Source organism: Streptomyces sp. SD15 (genome assembly GCF_054462255.1).
The window spans coordinates 112,642-135,050 of sequence record NZ_JBTLMO010000014.1; the positions used below are offsets into that span (position 1 = coordinate 112,642).

The following is a 22,409-nucleotide window of genomic DNA, read 5'->3' on the forward strand; positions in this document are numbered from 1 at the left end:
GGCGCGGGCGGGAGCGTGTGGCCGCAACGCCGTCCGCAACCCTCCACGGTCATCCTCCACCGTCACGGGAGACATGCATGTCGCTCACCCGCAGGGACTTCGCCAGTCGAACCGCGCTCACCGGTGCCGGTGTCGCCCTGGCCGGAAGTGTCGGCGCCCTGGCCACCGCCCCGAACGCCCTCGCCTCCACCGACACCGAGAGCGTGGGCGACGAGTCGGCGGACCGGCACGGCGGGGTCGGCTACGGACCGCTGATCCCCGACCCGAAGGGCCTGCTCGCGCTGCCCGCCGGATTCTCCTACCGCGTCATCACCTACAGCGGCAAGACCAAGCTGGAGTCCGGCGAATTCACGCCGTCCAACCACGACGGCACGGCCACCTTCGACGGCCCGCGCGGCGCGACGCTGCTCGTCAACAACCACGAGCTCAGCGGCGCCCGCTCCAAGTGGCCCTACCCCGTGCCGCTCACCGAGGGCCTCGTCTACGACCCCGCCGCGTCCGGCGGCTGCACGGTCGTCGAGGTGCGCCACGGCCACGTCGCGGAATGGGTCGGCATCGCGGGCACGTCGACCAACTGCGCGGGCGGCAGCACCCCTTGGGACACCTGGCTGACCTGCGAGGAGACCGAGGACAAGGCCGGCCAGAACGGCATGACCAAGGACCACGGCTACGTCTTCGAGGTCGACCCCAAGGACCGCCGCGCCAACAGGAACCCCAAGCCCATCAAGGCGCTGGGCCGGTACGCCCACGAGGCCGTCGTCATCGACCCCAAGCGCGGCCGGGCTTACCTCACCGAGGACGCTTCGGGCCCGAACGGGCTGCTGTACCGCTGGACCCCGCCGCAGGGCTTCGAGCACGGCCATGGTCAGCTCGACACCCTCGCCGACGACGCGGGCGCGTTGCAGGCCTTCAAGTGCTTCGACTCCGGCGGCAAGTTCGTCGACGACCTCTCCCGCGCCACCAAGATCGGCACGGTGTACGGCGTCGACTGGGTGGACGTCCCCGACCGGGACGCCAAGACCACGCCGGTGCGCAAGCAGTTCGCCGACGGTGAGGTCACCCGCGCCCGCAAGCTCGAAGGCATGTGGTGGGGCGACGGCGGCACGTACATCGTCTCCTCGTACGCCCGAACGGAGAGCCCCGGGCAGGCGCACGACGGTGCCGTCTGGTTCTACGACCCCAAGCGCCGCACCCTGACGCTGAAGGTCCTGATCGGCGTGAACCCCGATCCGTCCGTCGACGGCCCTTACGACGGCCCCGACAACATCACCGTCTCCCCGTACGGCGGTCTCGTCATCGCCGAGGACGGCGAGGGCATCCAGCACCTGTTCGGCGCCACCGACAGCGGCCGCACGTACCCGATCGCCCGCAACGAACTGAACATCGGCACCGAAGCGGAGCCGGAGTACAGCGAGTTCACCGGTGTCACCTTCTCGCCCGACGGAAAAACCCTCTTCGCCAACATCCAGGTGCCGGGCATCATGCTCGCGATCACCGGGCCCTGGAAGCGCCAGAAGCGCGGCTGATTAATTCGATGGCTCGACCCGCGCCCGCCCTCCTAAAGTGATGCATGTCCAGGTGCGAAGGCAGGACCTACTTCCACTGATAATGGGGCGGCCGCGGGTTCGAGTCCCGCCACCGGTACAACGCGCCGGTGTAGCTCAGGGGTTAGAGCACCTACGTCGGTTCCGCCGACCTGAACTCTGGACACCACAACTTCATGCACCTCCCGGTGCGCAGGCTGCGGCTACTTCTCTCTCAAAGAATCCACGCCGCCGCCGACTTGATCTCGGGAGGCGCAGCTCATGGTGGGTGCCCGGTGCGCAGGCAACGGTTACTTCATTGGATCGGACGGTTGCGGGTTCGAGTCCCGTCATCGACTTCGGGTCGGTGTAGCTCAATTCGGTAGAGCATCTGGCAAAGTCCGTCGCCGACCCCTGAACTCGGGCACCCTCCATTTGCTGCGCCTCCCTCCGAAACACCCATGAATTCGGGGGAATTCACCATGGCGCGATTCAACACCAAGGCCACGAAGACGCAGGGCACTTCGCGCGTCACCTCGACCGGCCGCGTCCTGCGGACGCACCAGGGCGGCCGAGGCCAGGAGCGCGACGCACGCTCCGAGCTCTTCCTGCTGTCGATGGCGAACTTCGTTTCGCAGAACACCTTCTACGAGTCCGGTCAGGACCGCGACGACCGGTTCGCCGCGCTCGTGCGCGAGCTCGCCGTCGCCGACCCGTCCTGGACGGCCGGCCTGCTCGGCTGGCTGCGCGGCGAGGGCAATCTGCGTACGGCCTCCATCGTGGGCTCCGCCGAGTACGTGAAGGCACGCCTCGACGCGGGCGCCACCGACGGCCCGGCCAACCGCCAGGTCATCGACTCCGTGCTCCGACGCCCGGACGAGCCCGGCGAGCTGCTCGCGTACTGGACCTCCCGGTACGGCCGCAACGTGCCCAAGCCCGTCAAGCGGGGCATCGCCGACGCCGTACGACGTCTCTACAGCGGCAAGTCGCTGCTGAAGTACGACACCGCGTCCAAGGGGTACCGCTTCGGCGACATCCTCAATCTGGTGCACGCGGCGCCGGATCCCGACAAGCCGTGGCAGGGAGACCTGTTCCAGTACGCGCTGGACCGGCGGCACCACCCGGACACGGCAGTGGTCCCCAAGTCGCTGCCCGTGCTCGCCGCTCACCGTGACCTGATGGCACTGCGGCCCGCCAAGCGGCGCAAGGTCGTGACCGGGGCGCACGGCGCGCAGCGCCTGGCGGACGCGGGCATGACCTGGGAGGCGCTGGCCGGCTGGCTGCAGGGCCCGATGGACAAGGCGGCCTGGGAGGCCGTGATCCCGTCCATGAGCGCGATGGCGTTGGTCCGTAACCTGCGGAATTTTGACGAGGCGGGGGTCAGTGACGAGGTGGCGGCGCGGATCGCCGCCAAGATCAGCGACCCGGCCGAGGTGGCGCGCTCGCGCCAGTTCCCGTTCCGCTATCTCGCCGCGTACCAGCACGCGCCCTCGCTGCGCTGGTCGTACCCGCTGGAGCAGGCGCTCGGTCACTCGCTGGCCAATGTGCCCGCGCTGCCCGGACGGACGCTGGTCCTCGTCGACCGTTCCGGCTCGATGTTCTACTCGCGGCTGTCCGACCGCTCCGAGCTCACCAGGGCGGACGCGGCGGCGATCTTCGGCACGGCGCTCGCGCTGCGGGCGGCGGACGCGGATCTCGTCGAGTTCGGGACGAGCAGCAACCGCGTGCAGTTCCGCCGCGGCGAGTCGGTACTCAAGATCCTCGAGCGCTTCGGCGACCTCGGCGGCACCGACACGAGCGAGGCGGTGCGCGCGCACTACAAGAAGCACGACCGGGTGCTGATCGTCACCGACGAGCAGGCCACGTACAGCCACCACGGCGACCCGACCGAGCAGGTCCCGGCGCGGATCCCGGTCTACACCTGGAACCTGGCCGGGTACCGGGCGGGCCACGGCCCGTCCGGGAAGGCCGACCGGCACACGTTCGGCGGGCTCTCGGACGCGGCGTTCCGGATGGTCCCGCTGTTGGAGGGGGCACGGGACGCCGACTGGCCCTGGGTTGCCTGAGCCGAGACGTGACCCGCACTTCCGTGCGGGTCGCACTCTTGTGCTGGTCGGCCACTGATATCTAACATTTCACTTCATGGAGGCGATACGACCTGTGCGCCGGACCCTGCTCAGGGACCGCGCGTACGGCGCGATACGGGACGCCATCGTGGCCGGTGACATCGCGCCGGGCGCGGTGGTGCGGGACGCCGAGCTCGCCGAGCTGCTCGGGCTGTCGCGGGCGCCGGTGCGCGAGGCCTTCTCCCGGCTGGTCGACGAGGGGCTCCTGGAGTCCAAGCCGCAGAGCTACACCCGGGTGACGCCCGTGGTGGCCGCCGAGGTGCGGGACGCCGCGGCCGTGGTCGGCGCCATGCACGAGCTGGTGACGCGGGCCGCTGTGCCCGGGCTCGACGCGCCCCACATCGAGGTGATGCGCGAGGCCAACACGAGGTTCGCGGACGCCGTACGGGACGGCGACGTGGACGCCGCCCTGCGCGCCGACGACGAGCTGCACGACGTACTGGTGCGGGTGAGCGGCAATCGCGCGGCCGCCGCGACCGTCGCCCGCTACACCCCGTTGATCCGCCGCCTGGAGCGGCGCCGCTTCGGTGAGGGCGGCAACTGTCGTTCGGCCGGGCTGCACGACGAGTTGATCGACGCCTGCGCCGAAGGGGACGTGGACGCCGCCGTCCGTGTCACCGCGGAGATCTGGCGTGCCCTTGAAGACCTCGCGGACCTTGCAGACTCCGACTGACGTTCCTCCGGGAGAACCCATGTCCCTTTCCTCGTACGCCCGTTACCCGCTGCTCTTCGGGCCCTCGCCCGTGCACCCGCTGGAGCGGCTGACCGAACACCTCGGCGGTGCCGCGCTCTGGGCCAAGCGGGAGGACTGCAACTCCGGTGTCGCGTACGGCGGGAACAAGACGCGCAAGCTGGAGTACCTCGTCGCCGACGCGCTCGCCCAGGGCTGCGACACGCTGGTCTCGATCGGCGGAGTGCAGTCCAACCACACCCGCCAGGTCGCGGCCGTCGCCGCCCGCGCCGGGCTCAAGTGTGTGCTGGTGCAGGAGAGTTGGGTGGAGTGGCCGGACTCCGTGTACGACAAGGTCGGCAACATCCTCATCAGCCGCCTCGCCGGCGCCGACGTACGGCTCGTGCGGGCCGGGTTCGGGATCGGCTTCAAGGAGAGCTGGGAGCAGGCGCTGCGGGAGGTGGAGGAGGGCGGTGGCAAGCCGTACGCCATTCCGGCCGGCGCCTCCGACCATCCGCTGGGTGGCCTGGGCTTCGCCGGTTGGGCGTACGAAGTCGCCGATCAGGAGCAGGAGCTGGGAGTCTTCTTCGACACCGTCGTGGTGTGCTCGGTGACCGGGTCGACCCAGGCGGGCATGGTCGCCGGGTTCGCCGCTCTGGAGGAGGCGGGCGGGCGGCCGCGGCGCGTCGTCGGCATCGACGCGTCGGCGGCGCCCGCCCGCACCCGTGAGCAGATCGCGCGGATCGCTCACGGCACCGGGCAGCTCATCGGCGTACAGAAGGAGTTGACGGAGGCGGACGTGGAGCTGGACGAGCGGTACCACGCGGGCACGTACGGAATTCCGGACGAGGCCACGCTGGACGCGATGCGGCTCGCGGCGCGCACCGAGGGGATGGTCACCGACCCCGTCTACGAGGGCAAGTCGATGGCCGGGATGGTCGATCTGGTGGCGCGGGGTGAGATCGGGCGCGACTCGACCGTGCTCTACGCCCATCTCGGCGGCCAGCCCGCGCTGAACGCCTACAGCGCGCTTTTCTGATCCGGCTGCCGCCCCAGCGGCCGGCGCCCGGTGATGACCAGCGCCGCGACCAAAAGCGCCGTCACCGCGATCAGCGCGCCGACGCCGAACGCCCGGGCCGCGCCCTCGGTCAGGACATCGGACGGGGAGCCGGTCGCGTGCCGGGTCGCCGTGCCGTAGACCGTGACGAGGATCGACAGGCCGAGCGTGCCGCCGAGCCACTGGAGGGTCTGCAGCAGTCCGGAGGCGGCGCCCGCGTCGCGCGGTACGACGGCCGCCAGGATCGTCGCGTTGAGCGGCAGGAAGCTCAGGCCGACGCCGAGTCCGATCAGGATCATCGGCCCGAGCAGACCGGTGGCGTAGCCGTCGCCGGGGTCGAGTCGCCAGAGCCAGCCGCCTCCCACGACGATCAGCGACATGCCGATGAGCAGGGGCGGCTTGGCGCCGACGCGCTGTACGAGCCGGGGCACGAAGCGCAGCGGCAGGAAGACCGCCACGGTCATCGGGAGGAAAGCGAGTCCGGCGCGCAACGGGCTGTAGCCCAGCACTTGCTGGGTGATCAGCGTGAGGAAGTAGAAGGCGCCGAACATCCCCGCGGGCAGCAGGAGCACGCCCGCGTAGCCGCCCGCCCGGTTGCGGTCGCGCAGCAGGCGCAGCGGCATGATCGGCTGCTCGGCGCGGGACTCGATCAGCGCGAAGCCCGCGAGGAACGCGGCCGCCGTGGTGAAGCCGAGCAGGGACCGGGTGTCGGTCCAGCCCGCCTCCGAGACCCGGATGAACGCGTAGACCAGCGAGGTCGTCCCCGCCGTGCCGGTGAGCGCGCCCGCCGCGTCGAACCGGCCCGCATGGCGTGGGGTCTCGGTCACGAAGCGGGACAGCGCCAGGGCCACCGCGATACCGATCGGTACGTTGATCAGCAGGGCCCAGCGCCAGGATGCCCAGGAGGTGAGCATGCCGCCGAGGACCAGGCCGATGGAGGCGCCGATGCTCGCCATCGAGGTGTAGATGCCGAGGGCGTGGTGGCGGCGCGGGCCCTCCGGGAAGTTGGTGGTGATCAGGGCGAGGGTGCTGGGGGCGGTGAGCGCGGCTCCCACGCCCTGGAGTGCGCGGGCCGCCAGCAGCCAGCCGTTTTCGGTGGCCAGACCGCCGAGGAGCGAGGAGAGGGCGAAGAGAAGGACGCCGATGGTGAGGGTGCGGCGGCGCCCCGCGATGTCGCCGACGCGACCGCCGAGCAGCAGTAGGCCGCCGAAGGCGAGCGTGTAGGAGTTGAGTACCCAGGAGAGGCCGGTGGGGGTGAAGTCCAGGTCCCGCTGGATGTCCGGCAGAGCGACGTTGACGACAGTGGAGTCCACGCCGACCATCAGATAGGCGGTGACGATGACCGACAGGACGGTGCCGAGCCTGGCCGGCTGCTCGGGCGCGGCTTGGGGTGGGCCGGTGCTGGTGGACGATGCGGACGGGGTGGACATGGGATGCTCCCTGTCTCGTGTCCCCGACGAGCGGTGTGCGGGCAGCGCCGACTGCCCGCAACGATAAGCGGGGACTGTCTCCGTTTAGTGCTCGATAAGATACGGAGAGCGTCCCCGGTTGGCAAGGAGTATCTGAATGACGCAGGCCAAGCCGATGCGGGCGGATGCGCGGCGGAACTATGAGCGGCTGCTCAAGGAGGCGGCGGTCGCCTTCGCCGAGCACGGGGAGGGTGCGTCGCTCGACGACATCGCCAAGCGCGCCGGGGTGGGCTCCGGGACGCTGTACCGGCACTTTCCCACCCGGCACGCGCTGTTGGAGGCCGTGTACGTCGACAGCATCGAGGCGATCGCCGCCCGCGCGGACGAGATCGCGGCGGAGTTGCCGCCCGGCGAGGCGCTGGTGGAGTGGCTCAACGAGCTGAGCGAGGGGATGATCCAGGTCCGCGGTCTGAAGGCGCTGCTGGGGTCGGCCGTCGCGGACGGCAGCTCCGCTGTACTGACCGCGTGCGGGATCTCGATGAAGGGGGCGGCCACGCGGTTGGTCGAGGCGGCTCAGCGGGAGGGGACGCTGCGGGCGGACGTGGAGCCGATCGAGGTGCTGCGGCTGGCGCACGGCGTGGCGACCGCGTCGGAACTGGCGAACGGCGAGGGGAAGTACATCCGCCGGTACCTGTCGCTGCTGACCGAGGGGTTGCGTCCCTAGGGTCGCGCGGGACGTCGCGGAACATGAGGCGGGGCGGTGATGACCTCAAGTCCCCACCGCCGTCTGCTTCTTGTGTGCCTTTGGCGCTCCCTTGCGCCGTCATGCAAGCCCCTGGACTCCTTACGGGCAGGACTCTTCGAACTTGACCGCGGTGAGCGTGACCGGCTGCCCATTCAGCGCCGTACCGGCCGCAGGTGTCTGGGTGCACACCTGCCAGTTGCTTTCGACGAGCACCCAACGGTCGTCGCCGGACGCGTCGTTGACGGTGATCGACGTGCTGGAGTCGAGCGCGGCCCTGGCTGCCTTCACCGACTTCCCTGTGAAGTCCGGCATCTTGTCGCCCGCGGCCGACGGCTCTGCCTCATCCTTCGCGGGGCACGTCTCTTCGAGCTTCACCGCACCGAAGTCGAGCGTCGTATCCGTGGACACGGACGTGCCGGCCTTCACGTTCTGGCTGCACACCTTCCAGTTCCGGTCGAACGCCTGCATACGGTCCCGGCCCTGGGAGTCGTGCGACTTGAGCGAATAGAAGCCCTCGCTCTGGGCGGTGTCCTGCGCGGACTGCAGTCCCATGCCGACCAACGACGGCACCTTCTTCTTCTCCGCCGAGGAGGGCTTGTCGTCGGCGGGCTTGTCGTCCGTCGTGGCCGACGCCTTGGGCACCTCTACCGTCGCCGAACTGCTGGTGCTCGTAGTGCTGGTGCCCGTGGCGCTGGTGTCCGGGTCGCAGCCGACCAGGACGCTGGTGGCGGCGCAGAGCAGGACAGCACTGATGATGTGGGTACGCATGGATTCCCCCCGAGTGGTGCAGGTACAGGCGGATTATGGTAGGCCACTTGTGAAGAAGAAGTAATCGCGGTGACGCGTTCGTGACCGTGGTTCAGGCAGCCTCGACCCACTCGGCGCGCAGCCGCTCGTACTCCGCCCGGTCCTCTGGTTGCAGCCACCCGCTACAGCGCAGCATCAACGCGCGGATCTGCTCATTCACCGTCTCGGCAGACCGCACGGAACCAGAGACCTCGGGATCGGGGGACATACGAACAGGCTAGGGGGCGGCACTGACAACGGGCCTCGTGCGGCCGAATAACCGTGGCCAATAGGATCGCCGTCATGATTCGCGGAGTGGTCTTCGACGTCGGTGAGTGCCTGGTCGATGAGACGCGGGAGTACGGCACATGGGCTGACTGGCTCGGCGTACCCCGCCACACCTTCCATGCCATGTTCGGTGCCGTCGTCGCTCACGGCCGCGACTACCGTGAGACGTTCCTGGAGTTCCGTCCCGGCTTCGATCTGCACGATGAGCGCGAGGCCCGCGCTGCGGCCGGCCAGCCCGAAACGTTCGGCGAGGGCGGTGTACTCCTCGCTGCTCGACTGCCCGTTGGACGGCGCTGACGGGGGCGGGAGGGGGCCTTTCGTCGTGTCCGGGGTCAGGCCGCTTCGGCAATCCCGGCACGCTCGGCCTGTACAGCGGCCGCCCACTCGACGCAGGGACCTCATACTCCCGCCGCTGCTCCTCCGACAGCGTCCCGCCAGCCCGCTGCCACAGGGCGCGGATCTGGTCGTTCAACTCGGCAGCAGACCGCGCAGAACCAAGGCGCTCAGCGGTCGGGGACATGCCACAATCCTATGGGCCTGGCCGACATCGAGGAGACCGGAGAAACGCCGTAGGCTCCCCGCGTGATTGAGACCATCGTGTTCGACGTCGGCGAGACGATCACCCGAGACGACCGCTACTGGGCCGCCTGGGCCGACTGGCTCGGCATCCCCCGCCACACCCTCTCCGCCCTCGTCGGCGCCGTTGTCGCCCAAGGCCGCGACAACGCCGACTCGCTCCGCCTCGCCCGCCCAGGCCTCGACGTCGCCGCGGAATATCAGGCCCGCGAAGCCGCCGGCCATGGCGAGTTCCTCGACGAGAGCGACCTGTACGACGACGTCCGACCGGCCCTCTCCGGGCTCCGGAAGCTGGGCATCCGCGTCATCATCGCCGGGAACCAGACCTCCCGCGTCGGCGAACTGCTGCGCGGCCTGGCCCTCCCCGCCGACCTGGTTGTCACCTCAGGGGAGTGGGGTGTCGCCAAGCCGCAGCCCGCATTCTTCACGCGGGTCCTGGAAGTGGCGCAGGCAGCGCCTCACGAGACGGTGTACGTCGGCGACCACCCCGCCAACGACGTGTTCCCCGCGAAGGTCGCCGGGCTCCGTGTGGCGCACATCCGGCGCGGACCGTGGGGACACCTGTGGGCTGACCACCCCGACGTGGCGGCCGCCGCGGACTGGCGGATCGACAGCCTCACCCAGCTCACCTCCATCATCGCGGACTGAGCGGAACGAATCGGCCCCACCTGCGAGTTACAGGTGGGGCCGTTAGCGCATCCAGCGCGTGACCGCGCGGGTACGGTTCGGAGTGACGCCCCGAACGGAGCCGGTATGCCCGCCGACACCATGCGGGAGGTAGGCAAGCGCATCGCGACAGCCCGCCGTGCCCGCCGCATGACGCAAGACGACCTCGCCCGCGCCGCCTTCCTCTCCCTCAGCATGCTCCGCAAGATCGAGCAAGGCAGCAGGTTCCCCGGCGACGACACCCTCGACGCGATCGCCGAAGCCCTATGCACCGACGCCTCACGGCTCCTCACCGGCCATGCCCGCGCTGACGGCCGCGTCCGTGACGCACTGCCCGCGATCTCTGCGGCAATCGCCGCCTACGACATCCCGGACGACGGCCCCATACGCCCCCTCGTCGAGCTGCGCGCCGCGGTTGATGAAGCCACCACGTGGCGCCTCGCATCCCAGTACGTAAAGATCACCCGCTCGCTCCCCGACCTGCTGACAGAACTCGCCCGCGCATTCCACGCCAGCACCGGACGCGAACACGCCGAAGTAGCCGAACTCCTCGTCACCTCCTACCGGTCCGCTGACGCCGTCGCCTACAAGTTCGGCGCCCTTGACCTCTCCGCCCGCCTCATCGAACTCATGCGCTGGGCAGCACCCGCAGCCGAAAGCCCCCGCCTCGAAGCCACCGTGGCCTACATCCGCACCGAGACGTTCTTCGCTGCCCGCGCCCACGGCCCGGGCCTCACCGCCCTCGAACGCGCCGTCGACCTCGTCCCGCCACCGCGTGACGCCAACGCGATGGCAGCCCGGGGCGCTCTCCACATGCGGGCCGCCGTCATTGCCGGGCGCGCAGGGAACGCAGCCGCAGCCGACACCCACCTCGCCGAAGCCCGCAAATTCGGCGACCGCGTCCCGGAGGCCACCTATCAAGGGACCGCATTCGGGTCCGATTCCGTCCGGGCCCACGAGGTCTCCGTCGCGGTCAGCCTCGGCCATGACCACGTGCAGCGCGCCCTCGACGTCGCCAGCGAGTGGAAACCGCCCACGGATCTGCCAGCCGAGAGGCGCAGCGGCTTCTACATCGAGCTCGCGCGCGCCCAGCTATGGGCCGGCCTGTTCGACGACTCCTTCGAATCGCTGAAGGTGGCCCGGCACATCGCGCCCCAGCACACGCGAGAACACCGGTGGGCTCGCGAGGACACGGCAACGCTGCGCCGTCTCAAGCGCGCCGATTCGGAGACTCTCACCAGCTTCGCCGAGTGGATCGGCGCCCTCTGACCCTCCATCCCAGATGGCACCAGGTGACACAAGCTGTGTCACTTGCGGCCCTTGCAGGCGCCCATCATCTGTCCCGTCCGCAGGAAACAGCAGATGGGAACGCGATGAGCAAGGAGCCATCACCACAGTCGACCCCGATACAGGGGCCGGTGAGCATTGCGCGTCTACACGGTGAGGCCTGCTTCCACTGCGGCGCGGTCACCAAGACGATGTACGCGGACGGGCACATTAGGCTCGTCGGCAACGGGTGTGTCTGGCCAATCGTGTCCTGCGGATGCCGCTCCATGGCGGTGGCGTCGTGATTGCTGCAGAGACCGGCACCGTGGAAACGGAGAGCGGCACCGCGCCGGTAGACGTCGCGATGATGCGCGAGAGCATCGGTCGCCTGCTCCCGCCTGAGGGGGAGGCATTGGCTGGCGCCGAACTGGTCACGCTGACCAGCTTGTTGCGCGGCCATATGGAACTGCTCATCCCGGAAATCGACACGGCTACCGCGGTGCTGCCCAAGAACGACATCCCCCGCTACTGCGCGCTTGCCTGCGTGGGCGAGGCCCGCGGGAGACTCAGGGCACAGCCGAGTCCCGTACCAGGCGGAGCCATCGCGCACGCCCGGCGCCTCGCCCGTTCACTGAACGCCCTCTGTGACCACTACGAGGCCCTGACCGGCGTGACGATGTGCCTGGCCTGCGACCAGCCGATCCGGGACGGCGAAGACTCGCGGCAGTACGACCACGCCAGCCCGTCCAGCGGCACGGCCAGAGCAGGCCGCATCCACGCCCGCTGCGCCAACACCGTGCGCCGTCACTGACGAGCGCCACCCAGACCCCCGCCCCCCCCGGCCGACGACCGGCCATCTGCTGGAGGCTCGATGCATGACCTGATCGCAAGCCCGTTCCTCGACGAGTACCTCGTCGTACGCCCCGGCGACGACAACGGGGTGCAGATCCCACTCGCCCGCTACCTCGAACTGAGCAACGCCGCGAGCACTGGCGCCGAGGCTCCACAGTGGCTCGTCGACGGCGCCCGCCAGGCATGGGGGCTCAACCTTCCCGAACACCGGCCCCTGCGCGACTCCATCCTCGTGCGCGCCCCCTCCACGTACGGCATGGCCCGAGCGTCGTACGAGATCAACAAGGGTTGTGACTACGACTGCCCGCACTGCTACCTCGGATTGAAGCGGTTCGAGGGGATGCCTTGGGCCGACAAGGTCGGGCTGCTCGACATCATGCGCGACGCCGGCGTGCTGTGGCTTCAGGTCACGGGCGGTGAGCCGCTGATCGACCGCGAGTTCCCCGAGGCGTACTCGTACGCCTTTGACCTCGGCATCATGCTGACGATCTCCACCAACGGGTCACAGCTCCACAAGCCGAGGATCCTGGAGACTCTCACCGAACGCCCGCCCCACCACCTGTCGCTCAGCGTCTACGGCGCGACCGAAGAGACCTACGACGGATTCACTCGCAACCGAGGCGCGTTCGGCCGCTTCATCCGTGGACTCGACGCGGCCCGCGAGGCCGGCCTGCGCTTGCAGTTGAACGTCGTCATCACGAAGGACAACGCCGACGAGTTCACCGCCATGGAAGCGCTCGGCGAGCGCTACGGCGAGGTGTTTGTGTTCACCAACATGTCGCCGACCATCCAAGGTGCCGCGACGCCGGTCCCCGAGCAGGCCACCAAGTACCTGCGCAAGCGGAAGCCGTTCACCGGCTGCAACGCCGGACACACCTTCTTCCACGCCGACCCGTTCGGCCACGCGTCCATCTGCAAGATCGGCCGCGACCCGCACATCCCGCTGATGCAGGACGGCATCGAGGGACTCAAACGCCTCGGCGGCATCGCCGATGGCCTACAGCTTCGCACCGGGGGCTGCGCCGGTTGCACGTTCGGTCAGAAGGATGCCGACGGCAACCCGGGCGGCTGCACCACCTGCCGCCCCATGGCCAAGCTCTACCAGGAGGCGAAGGCACCACGAAACATGTACTGCCAGCATCCCGACCCAGTGAGGTGAATCAATGGCAACAGCCATCACGCCCCGTCCCACCGCGCAGGCCGCAGGCCCGCTCCCGGTCGCGATCACGTCCCGGCCGATCGCCGACGACGAGTTCCGGATCACGAAGGAGATCGGCACGTTCTCGGAGAGCCTCGGCTGCTCCTGCCAGGCCGACGACGACCAGCCGTACTAGACCGCACACAAGCCACGCGCCGCCCCCGGCCCGCAGTAGGGTCGGGGGCGGCCACCATCCCATCCCAGGAACCGCATGCCTGTCGCCCGCATCCACTGGACCGACCTCCCGCCCGCGGCCCGCGCTGCCGTCGAAGCCCACACCGGGGCCATCCTCAGCGCGGAGACCGCGCAGGCCGGAGCGAACTCCGGGATCGCCGCCACCGTCCGCACCGCCGGCGCGATCCTGTTCGTCAAGGGCGTACCCACCGACCACCCCCAGGCCCGGACACAACAGCGCGAGGCCGCGATCAACCCGCACCTACCGCCGTCGTGTCCCCGACTGTTGTGGCACGTCCAGGCCGCCGGATGGGACCTGATCGGATACGAGCACCTCGTCGGCCGCCACACCGACTACACCCCCGGCTCCCCCGATCTGCCACCCGTCGCCCGCGCCGTGGTCGAGCTTCAGAACACCCCATGTCCTGACATCGAGCTCAAGTGTGCCGAGGACCGATGGGGCGGCTACGCAGGCCCCGCTGGCGTTGAGCAGCTCGTCGGCGACACGCTGCTGCACACAGACCTTGCGCCGCACAACGTGCTCATGACCGACCGCGCCCACCTGATCGACTGGGCGTGGCCCACTCGCGGCGCGGCATGGATCGACCCCGCGGTGCTCATCCTCCGCCTCATGGAAGCAGGGCACAGCGCAGCGGGCGCCGACGCCTGGGCCCGAGCGTCCTTCGCGTCCTGGGTGTCCGCGCCGCACACCGCGGTGGCGGTCTTCGCCGACGCCAACGCCGCCGCGTGGGACGAGATCGCGCGTAACGACCGGCAGGACTGGAAGAAGAACATGGCCCGCCACGCCCACGACTGGGTGATCTACTGGCGAGCCTGCGCCTAGAGCGCTGGAGGTGGACGCCACCGGTCTGGGCCGCTTCATGTCCTGATCGTCTGCGTCACCTGACGAGGTCGGCGAGCGGAACGCCGATCGCGTCGGCGATGCGGATCAAGGTGTCGAGCTTAGGGGAGGAGTGGCCTTGCTCGATCCGGCTGTACGTGGCGACGTCGATTCCTGATCGTCCGCATGCATCGGGCTGGGTCAGGTTGTGCTGCTCGCGTACGCGGCGGATCTGCTCTCCCACCTCGCGGCGTCGGGTGAGTACCCGGTCGTCGGGCGGTGTGGGGCGGGACACGTGTCCACGCTCCCGACCGCGTGATCAAATATATTATAGAAACCCTAATTTGTGTGATCTTGAAGGCCGTGGACGGTCCCCAGCACCATGCTGACCTGCGAGCTCACCGGCATCACAGAAGCCTCGGTTTCGGCCGGAACGAACCCCTCCAGCATCCCGGACCCGCATCAGCCCACGTCAGGGCAGACAGAAGCACCTCCGGCGCGCGCCAAGGGATTTACCACGCCCCCGGCGCGCACAGAAGGTGCACTGAGTTGCTGACCAGCGATTTTCTACAGCGCCTGGGCCGACGGCTTCACCATGCCGCGGACCGTGCGGGACTTGACGAAGTCGCCCAACGCGGTCATCTCCCACTCGCCGGAGAACTGCTTGATCAGCTTGGCCATCATGACGCCGGTCTGGGGTTCGGCGCTGGTGAGGTCGAAGCGGACCAGTTCCTCGCCGGTGGCGGCGTCGAGGAGGCGGCAGTAGGCCTTGGCGACCTCGGTGAACTTCTGGCCGGAGAAGGAGTTGACCGTGAAGACCAGACCGGTGACGTCCTGGGGGAGGCGGCCGAGGTCCACGACGATCACCTCGTCGTCGCCTCCGCCCTCGCCGGTGAGGTTGTCGCCGGAGTGCTTGATCGCGCCGTTCACGATGGAGAGCTTGCCGAAGTAGCAGCTGTCGATGTGGTTGCGCTGCGGGCCGTAGGCGATGACCGAGGCGTCCAGGTCGATGTCCTTGCCGCGGTACGCCGGCTCCCAGCCGAGGCCCATCTTGACCTGCGAGAGCAGCGGGCGGCCGCCCTTGACCAGGGACACGGTCTGGTTCTTCTGGAGGCTTACCCGGCCCTTGTCGAGGTTGATCTTCCCGGAGGGCGGGGCGGGGGGTGCCGGGGGAGCCGCCGGGGCCGGGGGCGCGGCGACGCGCGGGTCGATCGACGGGGCCGGCGGTGCCACCGGGGCCTGCATCGGGGGCGCCGCGGGCGGGGCGGCCGGCGCCGGCTCCTCCACGGTGACGCCGAAGTCCGTGGCGATGCCCGCCAGGCCGTTCGCGTACCCCTGGCCGACCGCGCGGGCCTTCCACGCGCCGTTGCGCAGGTAGACCTCCACGATCACCAGGGCCGTCTCCGTGCCCAACTGCGGAGGGGTGAAGGAGGCCAGGACGGAGTTGTCGTCCGCGTTGCGGATCGTGGCCGTGGGTTCGATGCCCTGGAAGGTCTGGCCCGCCGCGTCCGGGCTGGCGGTGACGACAATCTTCTCGATGCCCGGAGGGACCGCGGTGGTGTCGACCGTGATCGCGTCCGGGGCCGTGCCGCCGCCCGAGCGGTACGTCACGCCCGGGCCGGCCGGCTGGTTGTAGAAGATGAAGTCGTCGTCGGAGCGCACCTTGCCGTCGGCGGTGAGCAGCAGGCCCGATACGTCGAGCCGCACCGGGGCGGCGACGTCCACCGTCACGCGGGTGACGGGGAGAGGGATGTTCGAGCCAGGGGTCATAGCTGTCATGCCTGAGGTAACGACCGGGAGCGCTTTACCGTTCCCTTACCAAGGATCATTTGGCTCGCAAGGGCTACGGCACCACCACGATCTTCCTGCCGACCCCGGAAGCAAACTGGTCCAGTGCCTGGGGATAGCTGGTCAGGGGGATGCGGTCGCTGATGAAGACCTCCGGATCGAGGACGCCTCCGGCGAAGAGTTCAGCCGCGCGTTCGAAGCTGTGCAGGACCGCCATGGAGCCGGTGATGGTGATCTCCTGGTTGTAGATGCGGTACGGGTCGATCGTCACGCGCGTCGCGTAGTCGGCCACCCCGAACTGCAGGAACGTCCCCGCCTTCGCCACCCGGTCCAGGCCGTCCTGGATCGCCGCCGCGTTGCCCGTCGCGTCGACGACCAGGTCCCAGCCCTGCGGCCGGTCCAGCTCGTCGGGGTTCGCGGCGGACGCGGAGACACCGAGGCCGCGGGCCGTCTCCAGCCGGGCCGGGTTCACGTCCACGATGTCCACGCTCGCGGCACCCGTCCGCTTGGCCAGCTCCAGCATCATCAGGCCCATCGTCCCGGAGCCGTAGATCAGGACGTGGGCGCCCAGGCGGGACTGCAGGACGTCGTAGCCCCGGACCGCGCACGACAGCGGCTCCACCAGCGCCGCGTCCTGGGTGCGGACGTGCTCGGGCAGCCGTACGCAGTTGGCCACCGGAGCCACCGCGTACTGGGCCGCTCCGCCCGCCGTCGTCACACCGATCGCTGCCCAGCGCTCGCAGAGGTTGTTGTGGCCCGTACGGCAGTACCGGCACTCGTAGCAGTAGAGGGAGGGGTCCACCGCCACTCGGTCGCCGACCGAGACTTCCGTGACCTGGGTGCCCACCCCGACCACCTCGCCCGCGAACTCGTGCCCCGGCACGATCGGCAGCTTGGGGGCGAACTCGCCCTGGAGGATGTGCAGGTCCGTGCCGCACAGGCCGCACGCCGCGACCTCGACGACGACCTCGCGGGGGCCTGGCGTCGGGTCCGGGACCTCGGTGACGACGGCGCGGCCCACGGACTCGATGACGGCGGCCTTCATTTCACGGCTCCCAGTGACAGGCCCTGGACCAGTTTGTCCTGGGCGGCGAACCCCGCGGCGAGCACCGGCAGGGAGATGACGAGCGACGCGGCGCACACCTTGGCCAGGAACAGGCCCTGGCTGGTGATGAAGCCGGTGAGGAAGACGGGGGCTGTCTCGGCCACCACGCCGGTGAGGACTCGGGCGAACAGCAGTTCGTTCCAGCTGAAGATGAAGCAGATGAGGGCTGTCGCGGCGATGCCGGGGAGGGCTATCGGGGCTACCACGCGGGCCAGGATCGTCGGCAGCCTCGCGCCGTCTATCTGTGCCGCCTCGATCACCGCCACCGGGACCTCGGCGAGGAACGACTGCATCATCCACACCGCGATCGGCAGGTTCATGGAGGTGTAGAGGATGACCAGCAGCCAGATGTTGTCCAGCATCCCGGTGTTCTTCGCGAAGAGGTAGATCGGCAGGAGGCCCGCCACCACCGGCAGCATCTTCGTCGACAGGAAGAAGAACAGGACGTCCGTCCACTTCTTCACCGGGCGGATGGAGAGCGCGTACGCCGCCGGGAAGGCCAGGAGCAGGACGCAGAGCGTGGAGACCACCGACGCCACCGTGGAGTTGAGCAGCGCCGGCCACGGGCTCGCGCCGCCGCCTGTGCCGAAGAACTCGCGGTAGCCGTCGAGGGTGAGGGCGGCGCCGAAGGACGGCGGGTTGGTCGCCGCGTCCTCCTCCGAGTGGAAGGACGTCAGGGCCATCCAGGCGATGGGCAGGAAGAACAGGATGCCGAGCAGCCAGGCGGCCAGGCCCAGGCCCGCTCCGCGGCCGCGGGTGCGGCGGGGACGTACACGTACAGCGGTGGCACTCATACGCGGGACACCTCCTCGCGGAACAGGGACGACACCACACGCAGCGCGAACGTCGCGATGATGATCGAACCGATGACGACCAGGACGCCCGCGGCCGAGGCGAGGCCGTTCTCGTGGGCCTGGTAGAAGCTCTGGTAGACGGTGTAGGGGAGGTTGGCGGTGCCGAGGCCGCCGGACGTGATCGTGAAGACCGCGTCGAAGTTCTGCACGATGTAGATCGAGCCGAGCAGGGCACCGAGTTCGAGGTAGCGGCGCAGGTGGGGGAGGGTGAGGTGGCGGAAGATCTGCCAGTCGCTCGCGCCGTCCACCCGGGCCGCCTCGATCTGCTGCTGGTCACGGCTCTGCAGGCCCGCCAGCAGGATCAGCATCATGAAGGGCGTCCACTGCCAGACGAGTGATGCCTCGACCGCGAGCAGCGGGGTGTTGGAGATCCAGTCCGGCTGTGGGCCGCCCACATACTGCAACAGCCCATTGAGCAGGCCGTATTCAGGGTTGTAGAGCACATGTTTCCAGAGCAGGGCCGCGGCGACCGGGACCACCAGGAAGGGGGCGATCAGGAGGGTGCGGACGATGCCGCGGCCGCGAAACCTGCGGTCCAGGAGCAGGGCCAGGACCAGGCCGAGGACCAGGCTGGCCAGGACCACGGCCACCGTCAGCAGGACGGTCGTCCACACCGAGTGGCGCAGGTCCGCGTCGGTCAGGACCTCCGAGTAGTTGGCGAAGCCCGTGAAACGGCGGGCGTCCGGGTACAGGGAGTTCCAGTCGAAGAACGAGATCACCAGCGTGGCCACGAACGGGAGTTGGGTCACGGCGATCATGAAGATCAGGGCCGGGAGGAGCGGGGCGCGGGTGGCCCAGGCGCGCAGTCGGCCGGAGGGGGGCTTCTCGGCGCGTACGGATGGTGCGGCTATCGGGGCTGTCGTGGTCGCTGTCATCGTCCCTCGTACTCCTCGGAGATCTCCTCGGCCAGTTGCTGGGACTTCTTCAGGGCCGACTCGACGGACTGGCGTCCGGCGATGGCCGCGCTGATCTCCTGGGAGACCTTGGTGCCGAGGTCGGTGAACTCGGGGATGCCGACGAACTGGATGCCGGGCGCGGGGCGCGGCTGCACCCCCGGGTCGGTGGGCCGGGCGCCCTCGATGGCGTCCTTCGTCATCTCCTGGAAGGCGGCGGCCTTCTTGACGTACGCGGGGTTCGTGTAGGTCGAGGCGCGCTTGCCGGCCGGGACGTCGGACCAGCCGATCTCGTCGCCGACCAGCTGCTCGTACTGCTTGCCGGACGCCCAGGAGACGAACTTCCAGGCCTTGTCCGGGTTGCGGGACGCGTCCTGGATGCCCCAGGCCCAGGTGTAGAGCCAGCCGGCGGATTCGGTCTTCTCGACGGGCGCCGGTACGTAGCCGATCTTGCCCTTGACCGGGGAGTTGGCCGACTCCAGGGAACCGGCGGCGGAGGTGGCGTCGTACCACATGGCCGTCTTGCCCTGGGTCATGTTGTTGAGGCACTCGGCGAAGCCGGACTGGGCCGCGCCGGACTCACCGTGCTCGCGGACCAGGTCCACGTAGAACTTGGTCGCCGCCTCCCACTCGGGGGAGTCGAGACGGGCCTTCCAGTCCTTGTCGAACCAGGTGCCGCCGAAGGTGTTCACGACCGTGGTGAGCGGCGCCATGACCTCGCCCCAGCCGGGCAGGCCGCGCAGACAGATGCCCTTCATGCCCGACTCGGCGCCGTCGGCCTCGGCGGCGAGGTCGGCCACCTGCGTCCAGGTCGGGTGCTCGGGCATGGTGAGGCCCTTCTCCTCGAACACGTCCTTGCGGTACATCAGGAAGGACGACTCGCCGTAGAAGGGCTGGCCGTAGAGCTTGTCGTCGTCGCCGGTGAGGGACTGGCGCATCGGTGTGAGGACGTCCTGTTCGTCGTACGCGCTGTCCTGGGCGACGTACGAGTCCATCTCGTGCAGCCAGCCGTTGCGGGCGTAGATCGGTATCTCGTAGTTGGAGAGGGTGGCGACGTCGTACTGGCCGGCCTGATTGGCGAAGTCCTGGCTGATCTTGTCGCGGACGTCGTTCTCGGGCAGGACGGTGAAGTTCACCTTGATGCCGGTCTCTTTGGTGAAGTGGGCTTTGGTGAGCTTCTGCAGCTCCACCATCTGCGGGTTGTTCACCATGAGGACGTTGATGGAGTTGCCGCCGGAACCGGACCCGCCCGCTCCGACCCAACAGCCGGAGAGCAGCGGGGCGAGCAGCGTCCCTGCGGCGGCCATGGCGAGCGTGGCTCGCGGCCTCCGTCGGCTCTGGGTTCGCATGGATCGCTCCTGGACGTATCGGTGTATATGGGGTGGGTGTGGGTAATGCGATGCCCATGTAGTGGGTCAGTTTGGTTTTCAGACCCGTATCAGATTCGGATCAGATTCGGATCAGATTCGGAACAGATTCGGATCGGACTCAGATCAGATGCGGATCAGACCCGAATGACCTGAGGGCCCTGCAGGGAGTATCGGTGCGCCTCGGACGCCGGGAGCAGTGTGCTCGTGACGATCGTTTCCAGGGCGGTGATCTCCGCGAAGCGGCAGAAGCTGACCGCTCCGAACTTGGTGTGCACGCCCGCGAAGACCGTGCGCCGGGAGGCCCTGATCGCCTGGGCCTTGACCTCGCTGACCGCCGGGTCGGGGGTGGTGAGGCCGTGTTCGCGGGAGATGCCGTTGGCGCCGATGTACGCCAGGTCGATGACGAAGCCGGCGAGCATCTTCGTCGTCCAGTGGTCCACGGTCGCGAGCGTGCCGGGGCGGACCCGGCCGCCGAGCAGCAGGACGCTCGTGTTGTCCGCCTCGGCGAGCGCACCCGCCGTGGCCAGCGAGGCGGTGACCACGGTCAGCGGCCGGTCCCCGGGCAGTGCCTCGGCGATGAGCTGCGGAGTGAATCCCTCGTCGATGAAGACGGTCTCGGCGTCCCCGAGGAGCTCGGCCGCGGCGCTCGCGATCCGGCGCTTCTCGGGCACGTGACTGGTGGCACGGAAGGCGAGCGTCGTCTCGAAGCCGGCGCTCTCCACGGGATAGGCGCCGCCGTGGGTGCGGCGTACCAGGCCGTGATCCTCCAGGGCGCGCAGATCGCGCCGTACGGTCTCCTTGGCGACGCCCAGTTCGGCGGCGAGCGCGGTCACGTCGACCGAGCCTGTACGGCGGGCCGCCCGGACGATCTCCCGCTGACGTTCTTCCGCGGTCATGGCCGACACCTGCTTCCTGCGCTGCGTTCTGTACACGCTGCCCGTTCGGGCCCGATGGGGCTCGTTGGGGGCCTTGGAGGAAGTTCTACAGCGGGTGTGCGGCACTGACCAGGCCTGTTGCATGCCCGATGATGCCCGGCTGGGCCCGTTCGGCGGCGCGGGTGCCCGTGCCGGACCTGGGGCGGAGCGGGTGGGGAGGTGGGATCGGGCAGGGTTCGTGCCCGAACAGGGGAGCGGGCGGGCCCGTTCGGTGCCCGCCCGCTCTTCTTGTGCCCCTGCTGGGTGGTCAGTACGGCCAGATCGGCGGGTGCGTGGTGAAGTGGCCGCCCAGGTGGGCGTGGTCCGGGTTGTCCGGGTCGAGGTTGCCCTGTTCGGCGATGAGCTTCTCGGCGTACGGCTCGGAGTCGTCCTGGGGCTCGTACCCCAGTGCCCTGGCCGTGGACAGGTCCCACCACAGGCGGGTGTTGGCGGACGAGCCGTAGACGACGGTGTGCCGTACGTCCTCGGCGGTCAGAGCCGCGTGGAAGAGGCGGGCGCCGTCCTCGGGGCTCATCCAGACGGAGAGCATGCGGACGCTGGTGGGCTCCGCGAAGCAGGAGCCGATGCGGACCGAGACCGTCTCCAGGCCGTGCTTGTCCCAGTACAACTGGGCCAGATCCTCACCGAAGGACTTGGAGAGGCCGTAGAAGGTGTCCGGGCGGCGCGGGGTGTCGATCGGGATCAAGGGGTCGTCGCCCTGCGGGCGTGGCGTGAAGCCGACGGCGTGGTTGGAGGAGGCGAAGACGATGCGTCGTACGCCCTCCTCCAGTGCCGCCTCGTACAGGTTGTACGTTCCCTCGATGTTGGCCTTGAGGATCTTGTCGAACGGGGCTTCCAGGGAGATGCCCGCGAGGTGGATGATCGCGTCGACACCGCGTACCGCCTCGCGCAGCGCCGCCCGGTCGGCGAGGTCTGCGGTGATCGCGTCCGGCGCGCCCTCGACGGGGAGCAGGTCGAGGAGGCGCAGCTCATAGCCGTAGTCCGGCAGCAGCCCGCGCATCAGGGTGCCGAGTCCGCCGGCGGCGCCGGTGAGCAGAACGGTGCGGGGAGCGGGCATGCGGGTGTCTCCTCGTGCGGGTCGACGTGCCGCGTCCGGCGGGACATATTCGTGTACAGAATTCACATCTGTGGACACGCTAGGGAGCGTTGACCTGCCGCGTCAAGTGTCGCGCGGAGGCGGTGAATCCGCTGCCGTGTTGCGGGTTTGTGCGCTTGACCGGCCCTAAGGTCGCGCTTTAGCGTGGGCGCGTTCAGAAATATAGACGTGGATCAGAAACATGCACCACT

At 69.2% G+C, this 22,409-nt stretch carries 22 protein-coding genes and 2 pseudogenes; 12 read left to right on the top strand and 12 right to left on the bottom strand.

What is annotated here, in order from left to right; translation table 11 throughout:
• Positions 1-77: 77 nt before the first annotated feature.
• The 4 genes from ACX28W_RS16390 to ACX28W_RS16405 all read left to right on the top strand — a co-directional run bounded on the left by ACX28W_RS16390 (position 78) and on the right by ACX28W_RS16405 (position 5,358).
• The gene (locus ACX28W_RS16390) at positions 78-1,526 is read left to right on the top strand and encodes an alkaline phosphatase PhoX (RefSeq protein ID WP_458999686.1); all 1,449 of its coding nucleotides are present in this window, start codon (positions 78-80) and stop codon (positions 1,524-1,526) included.
• Between the two features lie 479 nt (positions 1,527-2,005).
• Positions 2,006-3,589, top strand: a complete 1,584-nt coding sequence (locus ACX28W_RS16395; protein ID WP_458999687.1) for a TROVE domain-containing protein — start codon at positions 2,006-2,008, stop codon at positions 3,587-3,589.
• A 76-nt stretch (positions 3,590-3,665) separates the two neighbouring features.
• Positions 3,666-4,322, top strand: a complete 657-nt coding sequence (locus ACX28W_RS16400) for a GntR family transcriptional regulator (RefSeq protein WP_458999688.1) — start codon at positions 3,666-3,668, stop codon at positions 4,320-4,322.
• A gap of 19 nt (positions 4,323-4,341) precedes the next feature.
• The gene (locus ACX28W_RS16405) at positions 4,342-5,358 is read left to right on the top strand and encodes a 1-aminocyclopropane-1-carboxylate deaminase (protein ID WP_458999689.1); all 1,017 of its coding nucleotides are present in this window, start codon (positions 4,342-4,344) and stop codon (positions 5,356-5,358) included.
• Here ACX28W_RS16405 and ACX28W_RS16410 read toward each other — a convergent pair.
• Positions 5,340-6,806 (bottom strand): MFS transporter, encoded by a 1,467-nt coding sequence (locus ACX28W_RS16410; RefSeq protein WP_458999690.1) that lies wholly within the window; start codon positions 6,804-6,806, stop codon positions 5,340-5,342. The two genes, ACX28W_RS16405 and ACX28W_RS16410, sit on opposite strands and share 19 nt — an antisense overlap.
• Before the next feature lie 136 nt (positions 6,807-6,942).
• On the opposite strand from ACX28W_RS16410, the gene ACX28W_RS16415 reads away from it, so the two are divergent.
• A complete protein-coding gene (locus ACX28W_RS16415) occupies positions 6,943-7,509 on the top strand; it encodes a TetR/AcrR family transcriptional regulator (protein ID WP_458999691.1) in 567 nt (188 codons plus the stop codon).
• Positions 7,510-7,629: 120 nt separating this feature from the next.
• On the opposite strand, the gene ACX28W_RS16420 is transcribed toward ACX28W_RS16415, so the two are convergent.
• Both ACX28W_RS16420 and ACX28W_RS16425 read right to left on the bottom strand, forming a co-directional pair.
• Positions 7,630-8,298, bottom strand: a complete 669-nt coding sequence (locus ACX28W_RS16420; protein ID WP_458999692.1) for a PASTA domain-containing protein — start codon at positions 8,296-8,298, stop codon at positions 7,630-7,632.
• A 91-nt stretch (positions 8,299-8,389) separates the two neighbouring features.
• Complete coding sequence (locus ACX28W_RS16425; RefSeq protein ID WP_458999693.1) at positions 8,390-8,545, bottom strand: hypothetical protein; 156 nt, start codon at positions 8,543-8,545, stop codon at positions 8,390-8,392.
• A gap of 74 nt (positions 8,546-8,619) precedes the next feature.
• Between ACX28W_RS16425 and ACX28W_RS16430 the strand changes: the two are divergent.
• A pseudogene (locus ACX28W_RS16430) lies at positions 8,620-8,856 on the top strand (haloacid dehalogenase); the annotation flags it as partial.
• 80 nt (positions 8,857-8,936) lie between these two features.
• Here the strand turns inward: ACX28W_RS16430 and ACX28W_RS16435 are convergent.
• A pseudogene (locus ACX28W_RS16435) lies at positions 8,937-9,124 on the bottom strand (hypothetical protein).
• Positions 9,125-9,186: 62 nt separating this feature from the next.
• Between ACX28W_RS16435 and ACX28W_RS16440 the strand changes: the two are divergent.
• From ACX28W_RS16440 to ACX28W_RS16465, 6 genes are all read left to right on the top strand, one after another.
• Entirely contained in the window at positions 9,187-9,828 is a 642-nt protein-coding gene (locus ACX28W_RS16440; RefSeq protein ID WP_458999694.1) for an HAD family hydrolase, read from the top strand.
• Positions 9,829-9,933: 105 nt separating this feature from the next.
• Positions 9,934-11,115, top strand: a complete 1,182-nt coding sequence (locus tag ACX28W_RS16445; protein WP_458999695.1) for a helix-turn-helix domain-containing protein — start codon at positions 9,934-9,936, stop codon at positions 11,113-11,115.
• Positions 11,116-11,389: 274 nt separating this feature from the next.
• Positions 11,390-11,923 (top strand): DUF6415 family natural product biosynthesis protein, encoded by a 534-nt coding sequence (locus tag ACX28W_RS16450; RefSeq protein WP_458999697.1) that lies wholly within the window; start codon positions 11,390-11,392, stop codon positions 11,921-11,923.
• A gap of 60 nt (positions 11,924-11,983) precedes the next feature.
• Positions 11,984-13,123, top strand: a complete 1,140-nt coding sequence (locus ACX28W_RS16455; protein ID WP_458999698.1) for a radical SAM protein — start codon at positions 11,984-11,986, stop codon at positions 13,121-13,123.
• A 4-nt stretch (positions 13,124-13,127) separates the two neighbouring features.
• A complete protein-coding gene (locus ACX28W_RS16460) occupies positions 13,128-13,298 on the top strand; it encodes a hypothetical protein (RefSeq protein WP_458999699.1) in 171 nt (56 codons plus the stop codon).
• 75 nt (positions 13,299-13,373) lie between these two features.
• Entirely contained in the window at positions 13,374-14,180 is an 807-nt protein-coding gene (locus ACX28W_RS16465; protein ID WP_458999700.1) for an aminoglycoside phosphotransferase, read from the top strand.
• A 55-nt stretch (positions 14,181-14,235) separates the two neighbouring features.
• On the opposite strand, the gene ACX28W_RS16470 is transcribed toward ACX28W_RS16465, so the two are convergent.
• The 8 genes from ACX28W_RS16470 to ACX28W_RS16505 all read right to left on the bottom strand — a co-directional run bounded on the left by ACX28W_RS16470 (position 14,236) and on the right by ACX28W_RS16505 (position 22,179).
• A complete protein-coding gene (locus tag ACX28W_RS16470) occupies positions 14,236-14,472 on the bottom strand; it encodes a helix-turn-helix domain-containing protein (protein ID WP_458999701.1) in 237 nt (78 codons plus the stop codon).
• Positions 14,473-14,744: 272 nt separating this feature from the next.
• Entirely contained in the window at positions 14,745-15,947 is a 1,203-nt protein-coding gene (locus ACX28W_RS16475; protein ID WP_458999702.1) for a TerD family protein, read from the bottom strand.
• Between the two features lie 73 nt (positions 15,948-16,020).
• The gene (locus ACX28W_RS16480) at positions 16,021-17,010 is read right to left on the bottom strand and encodes a zinc-dependent alcohol dehydrogenase family protein (protein ID WP_458999703.1); all 990 of its coding nucleotides are present in this window, start codon (positions 17,008-17,010) and stop codon (positions 16,021-16,023) included.
• Positions 17,007-17,864, bottom strand: coding sequence for a carbohydrate ABC transporter permease (locus tag ACX28W_RS16485; RefSeq protein WP_458999704.1), 858 nt, complete (start codon positions 17,862-17,864; stop codon positions 17,007-17,009). Before ACX28W_RS16485 ends, ACX28W_RS16480 begins: the two co-directional genes overlap by 4 nt.
• Positions 17,861-18,799, bottom strand: a complete 939-nt coding sequence (locus tag ACX28W_RS16490) for a carbohydrate ABC transporter permease (protein ID WP_458999705.1) — start codon at positions 18,797-18,799, stop codon at positions 17,861-17,863. Before ACX28W_RS16490 ends, ACX28W_RS16485 begins: the two co-directional genes overlap by 4 nt.
• Positions 18,796-20,166 (bottom strand): ABC transporter substrate-binding protein, encoded by a 1,371-nt coding sequence (locus ACX28W_RS16495; protein WP_458999706.1) that lies wholly within the window; start codon positions 20,164-20,166, stop codon positions 18,796-18,798. The genes ACX28W_RS16490 and ACX28W_RS16495 overlap by 4 nt, the downstream gene beginning before the upstream one ends.
• 155 nt (positions 20,167-20,321) lie before the next feature.
• Positions 20,322-21,083 (bottom strand): DeoR/GlpR family DNA-binding transcription regulator, encoded by a 762-nt coding sequence (locus ACX28W_RS16500; protein WP_458999707.1) that lies wholly within the window; start codon positions 21,081-21,083, stop codon positions 20,322-20,324.
• Positions 21,084-21,369: 286 nt separating this feature from the next.
• Positions 21,370-22,179 carry an NAD-dependent epimerase/dehydratase family protein gene (locus ACX28W_RS16505; protein WP_458999708.1) on the bottom strand — a complete coding sequence of 270 codons (810 nt, stop codon included), beginning with the start codon at positions 22,177-22,179 and terminating at the stop codon, positions 21,370-21,372.
• Positions 22,180-22,409 lie beyond the last annotated feature (230 nt).

Excerpts from the sequence above, each read along its gene's own strand:
- ACX28W_RS16390 (WP_458999686.1), top strand. The coding sequence starts at position 78 with ATGTCGCTCACCCGCAGGGACTTCGCCAGTCGAACCGCGCTCACCGGT.
- ACX28W_RS16395 (WP_458999687.1), top strand. The coding sequence starts at position 2,006 with ATGGCGCGATTCAACACCAAGGCCACGAAGACGCAGGGCACTTCGCGC.
- ACX28W_RS16400 (WP_458999688.1), top strand. The coding sequence starts at position 3,666 with ATGGAGGCGATACGACCTGTGCGCCGGACCCTGCTCAGGGACCGCGCG.
- ACX28W_RS16405 (WP_458999689.1), top strand. The coding sequence starts at position 4,342 with ATGTCCCTTTCCTCGTACGCCCGTTACCCGCTGCTCTTCGGGCCCTCG.
- ACX28W_RS16410 (WP_458999690.1), bottom strand. The coding sequence starts at position 6,806 with ATGTCCACCCCGTCCGCATCGTCCACCAGCACCGGCCCACCCCAAGCC.
- ACX28W_RS16415 (WP_458999691.1), top strand. The coding sequence starts at position 6,943 with ATGACGCAGGCCAAGCCGATGCGGGCGGATGCGCGGCGGAACTATGAG.
- ACX28W_RS16420 (WP_458999692.1), bottom strand. The coding sequence starts at position 8,298 with ATGCGTACCCACATCATCAGTGCTGTCCTGCTCTGCGCCGCCACCAGC.
- ACX28W_RS16425 (WP_458999693.1), bottom strand. The coding sequence starts at position 8,545 with ATGTCCCCCGATCCCGAGGTCTCTGGTTCCGTGCGGTCTGCCGAGACG.
- ACX28W_RS16445 (WP_458999695.1), top strand. The coding sequence starts at position 9,934 with ATGCCCGCCGACACCATGCGGGAGGTAGGCAAGCGCATCGCGACAGCC.
- ACX28W_RS16450 (WP_458999697.1), top strand. The coding sequence starts at position 11,390 with ATGCCGCTCCATGGCGGTGGCGTCGTGATTGCTGCAGAGACCGGCACC.
- ACX28W_RS16455 (WP_458999698.1), top strand. The coding sequence starts at position 11,984 with ATGCATGACCTGATCGCAAGCCCGTTCCTCGACGAGTACCTCGTCGTA.
- ACX28W_RS16460 (WP_458999699.1), top strand. The coding sequence starts at position 13,128 with ATGGCAACAGCCATCACGCCCCGTCCCACCGCGCAGGCCGCAGGCCCG.
- ACX28W_RS16465 (WP_458999700.1), top strand. The coding sequence starts at position 13,374 with ATGCCTGTCGCCCGCATCCACTGGACCGACCTCCCGCCCGCGGCCCGC.
- ACX28W_RS16475 (WP_458999702.1), bottom strand. The coding sequence starts at position 15,947 with ATGACCCCTGGCTCGAACATCCCTCTCCCCGTCACCCGCGTGACGGTG.
- ACX28W_RS16480 (WP_458999703.1), bottom strand. The coding sequence starts at position 17,010 with ATGAAGGCCGCCGTCATCGAGTCCGTGGGCCGCGCCGTCGTCACCGAG.
- ACX28W_RS16485 (WP_458999704.1), bottom strand. The coding sequence starts at position 17,864 with ATGAGTGCCACCGCTGTACGTGTACGTCCCCGCCGCACCCGCGGCCGC.
- ACX28W_RS16490 (WP_458999705.1), bottom strand. The coding sequence starts at position 18,799 with ATGACAGCGACCACGACAGCCCCGATAGCCGCACCATCCGTACGCGCC.
- ACX28W_RS16495 (WP_458999706.1), bottom strand. The coding sequence starts at position 20,166 with ATGCGAACCCAGAGCCGACGGAGGCCGCGAGCCACGCTCGCCATGGCC.
- ACX28W_RS16500 (WP_458999707.1), bottom strand. The coding sequence starts at position 21,083 with ATGACCGCGGAAGAACGTCAGCGGGAGATCGTCCGGGCGGCCCGCCGT.
- ACX28W_RS16505 (WP_458999708.1), bottom strand. The coding sequence starts at position 22,179 with ATGCCCGCTCCCCGCACCGTTCTGCTCACCGGCGCCGCCGGCGGACTC.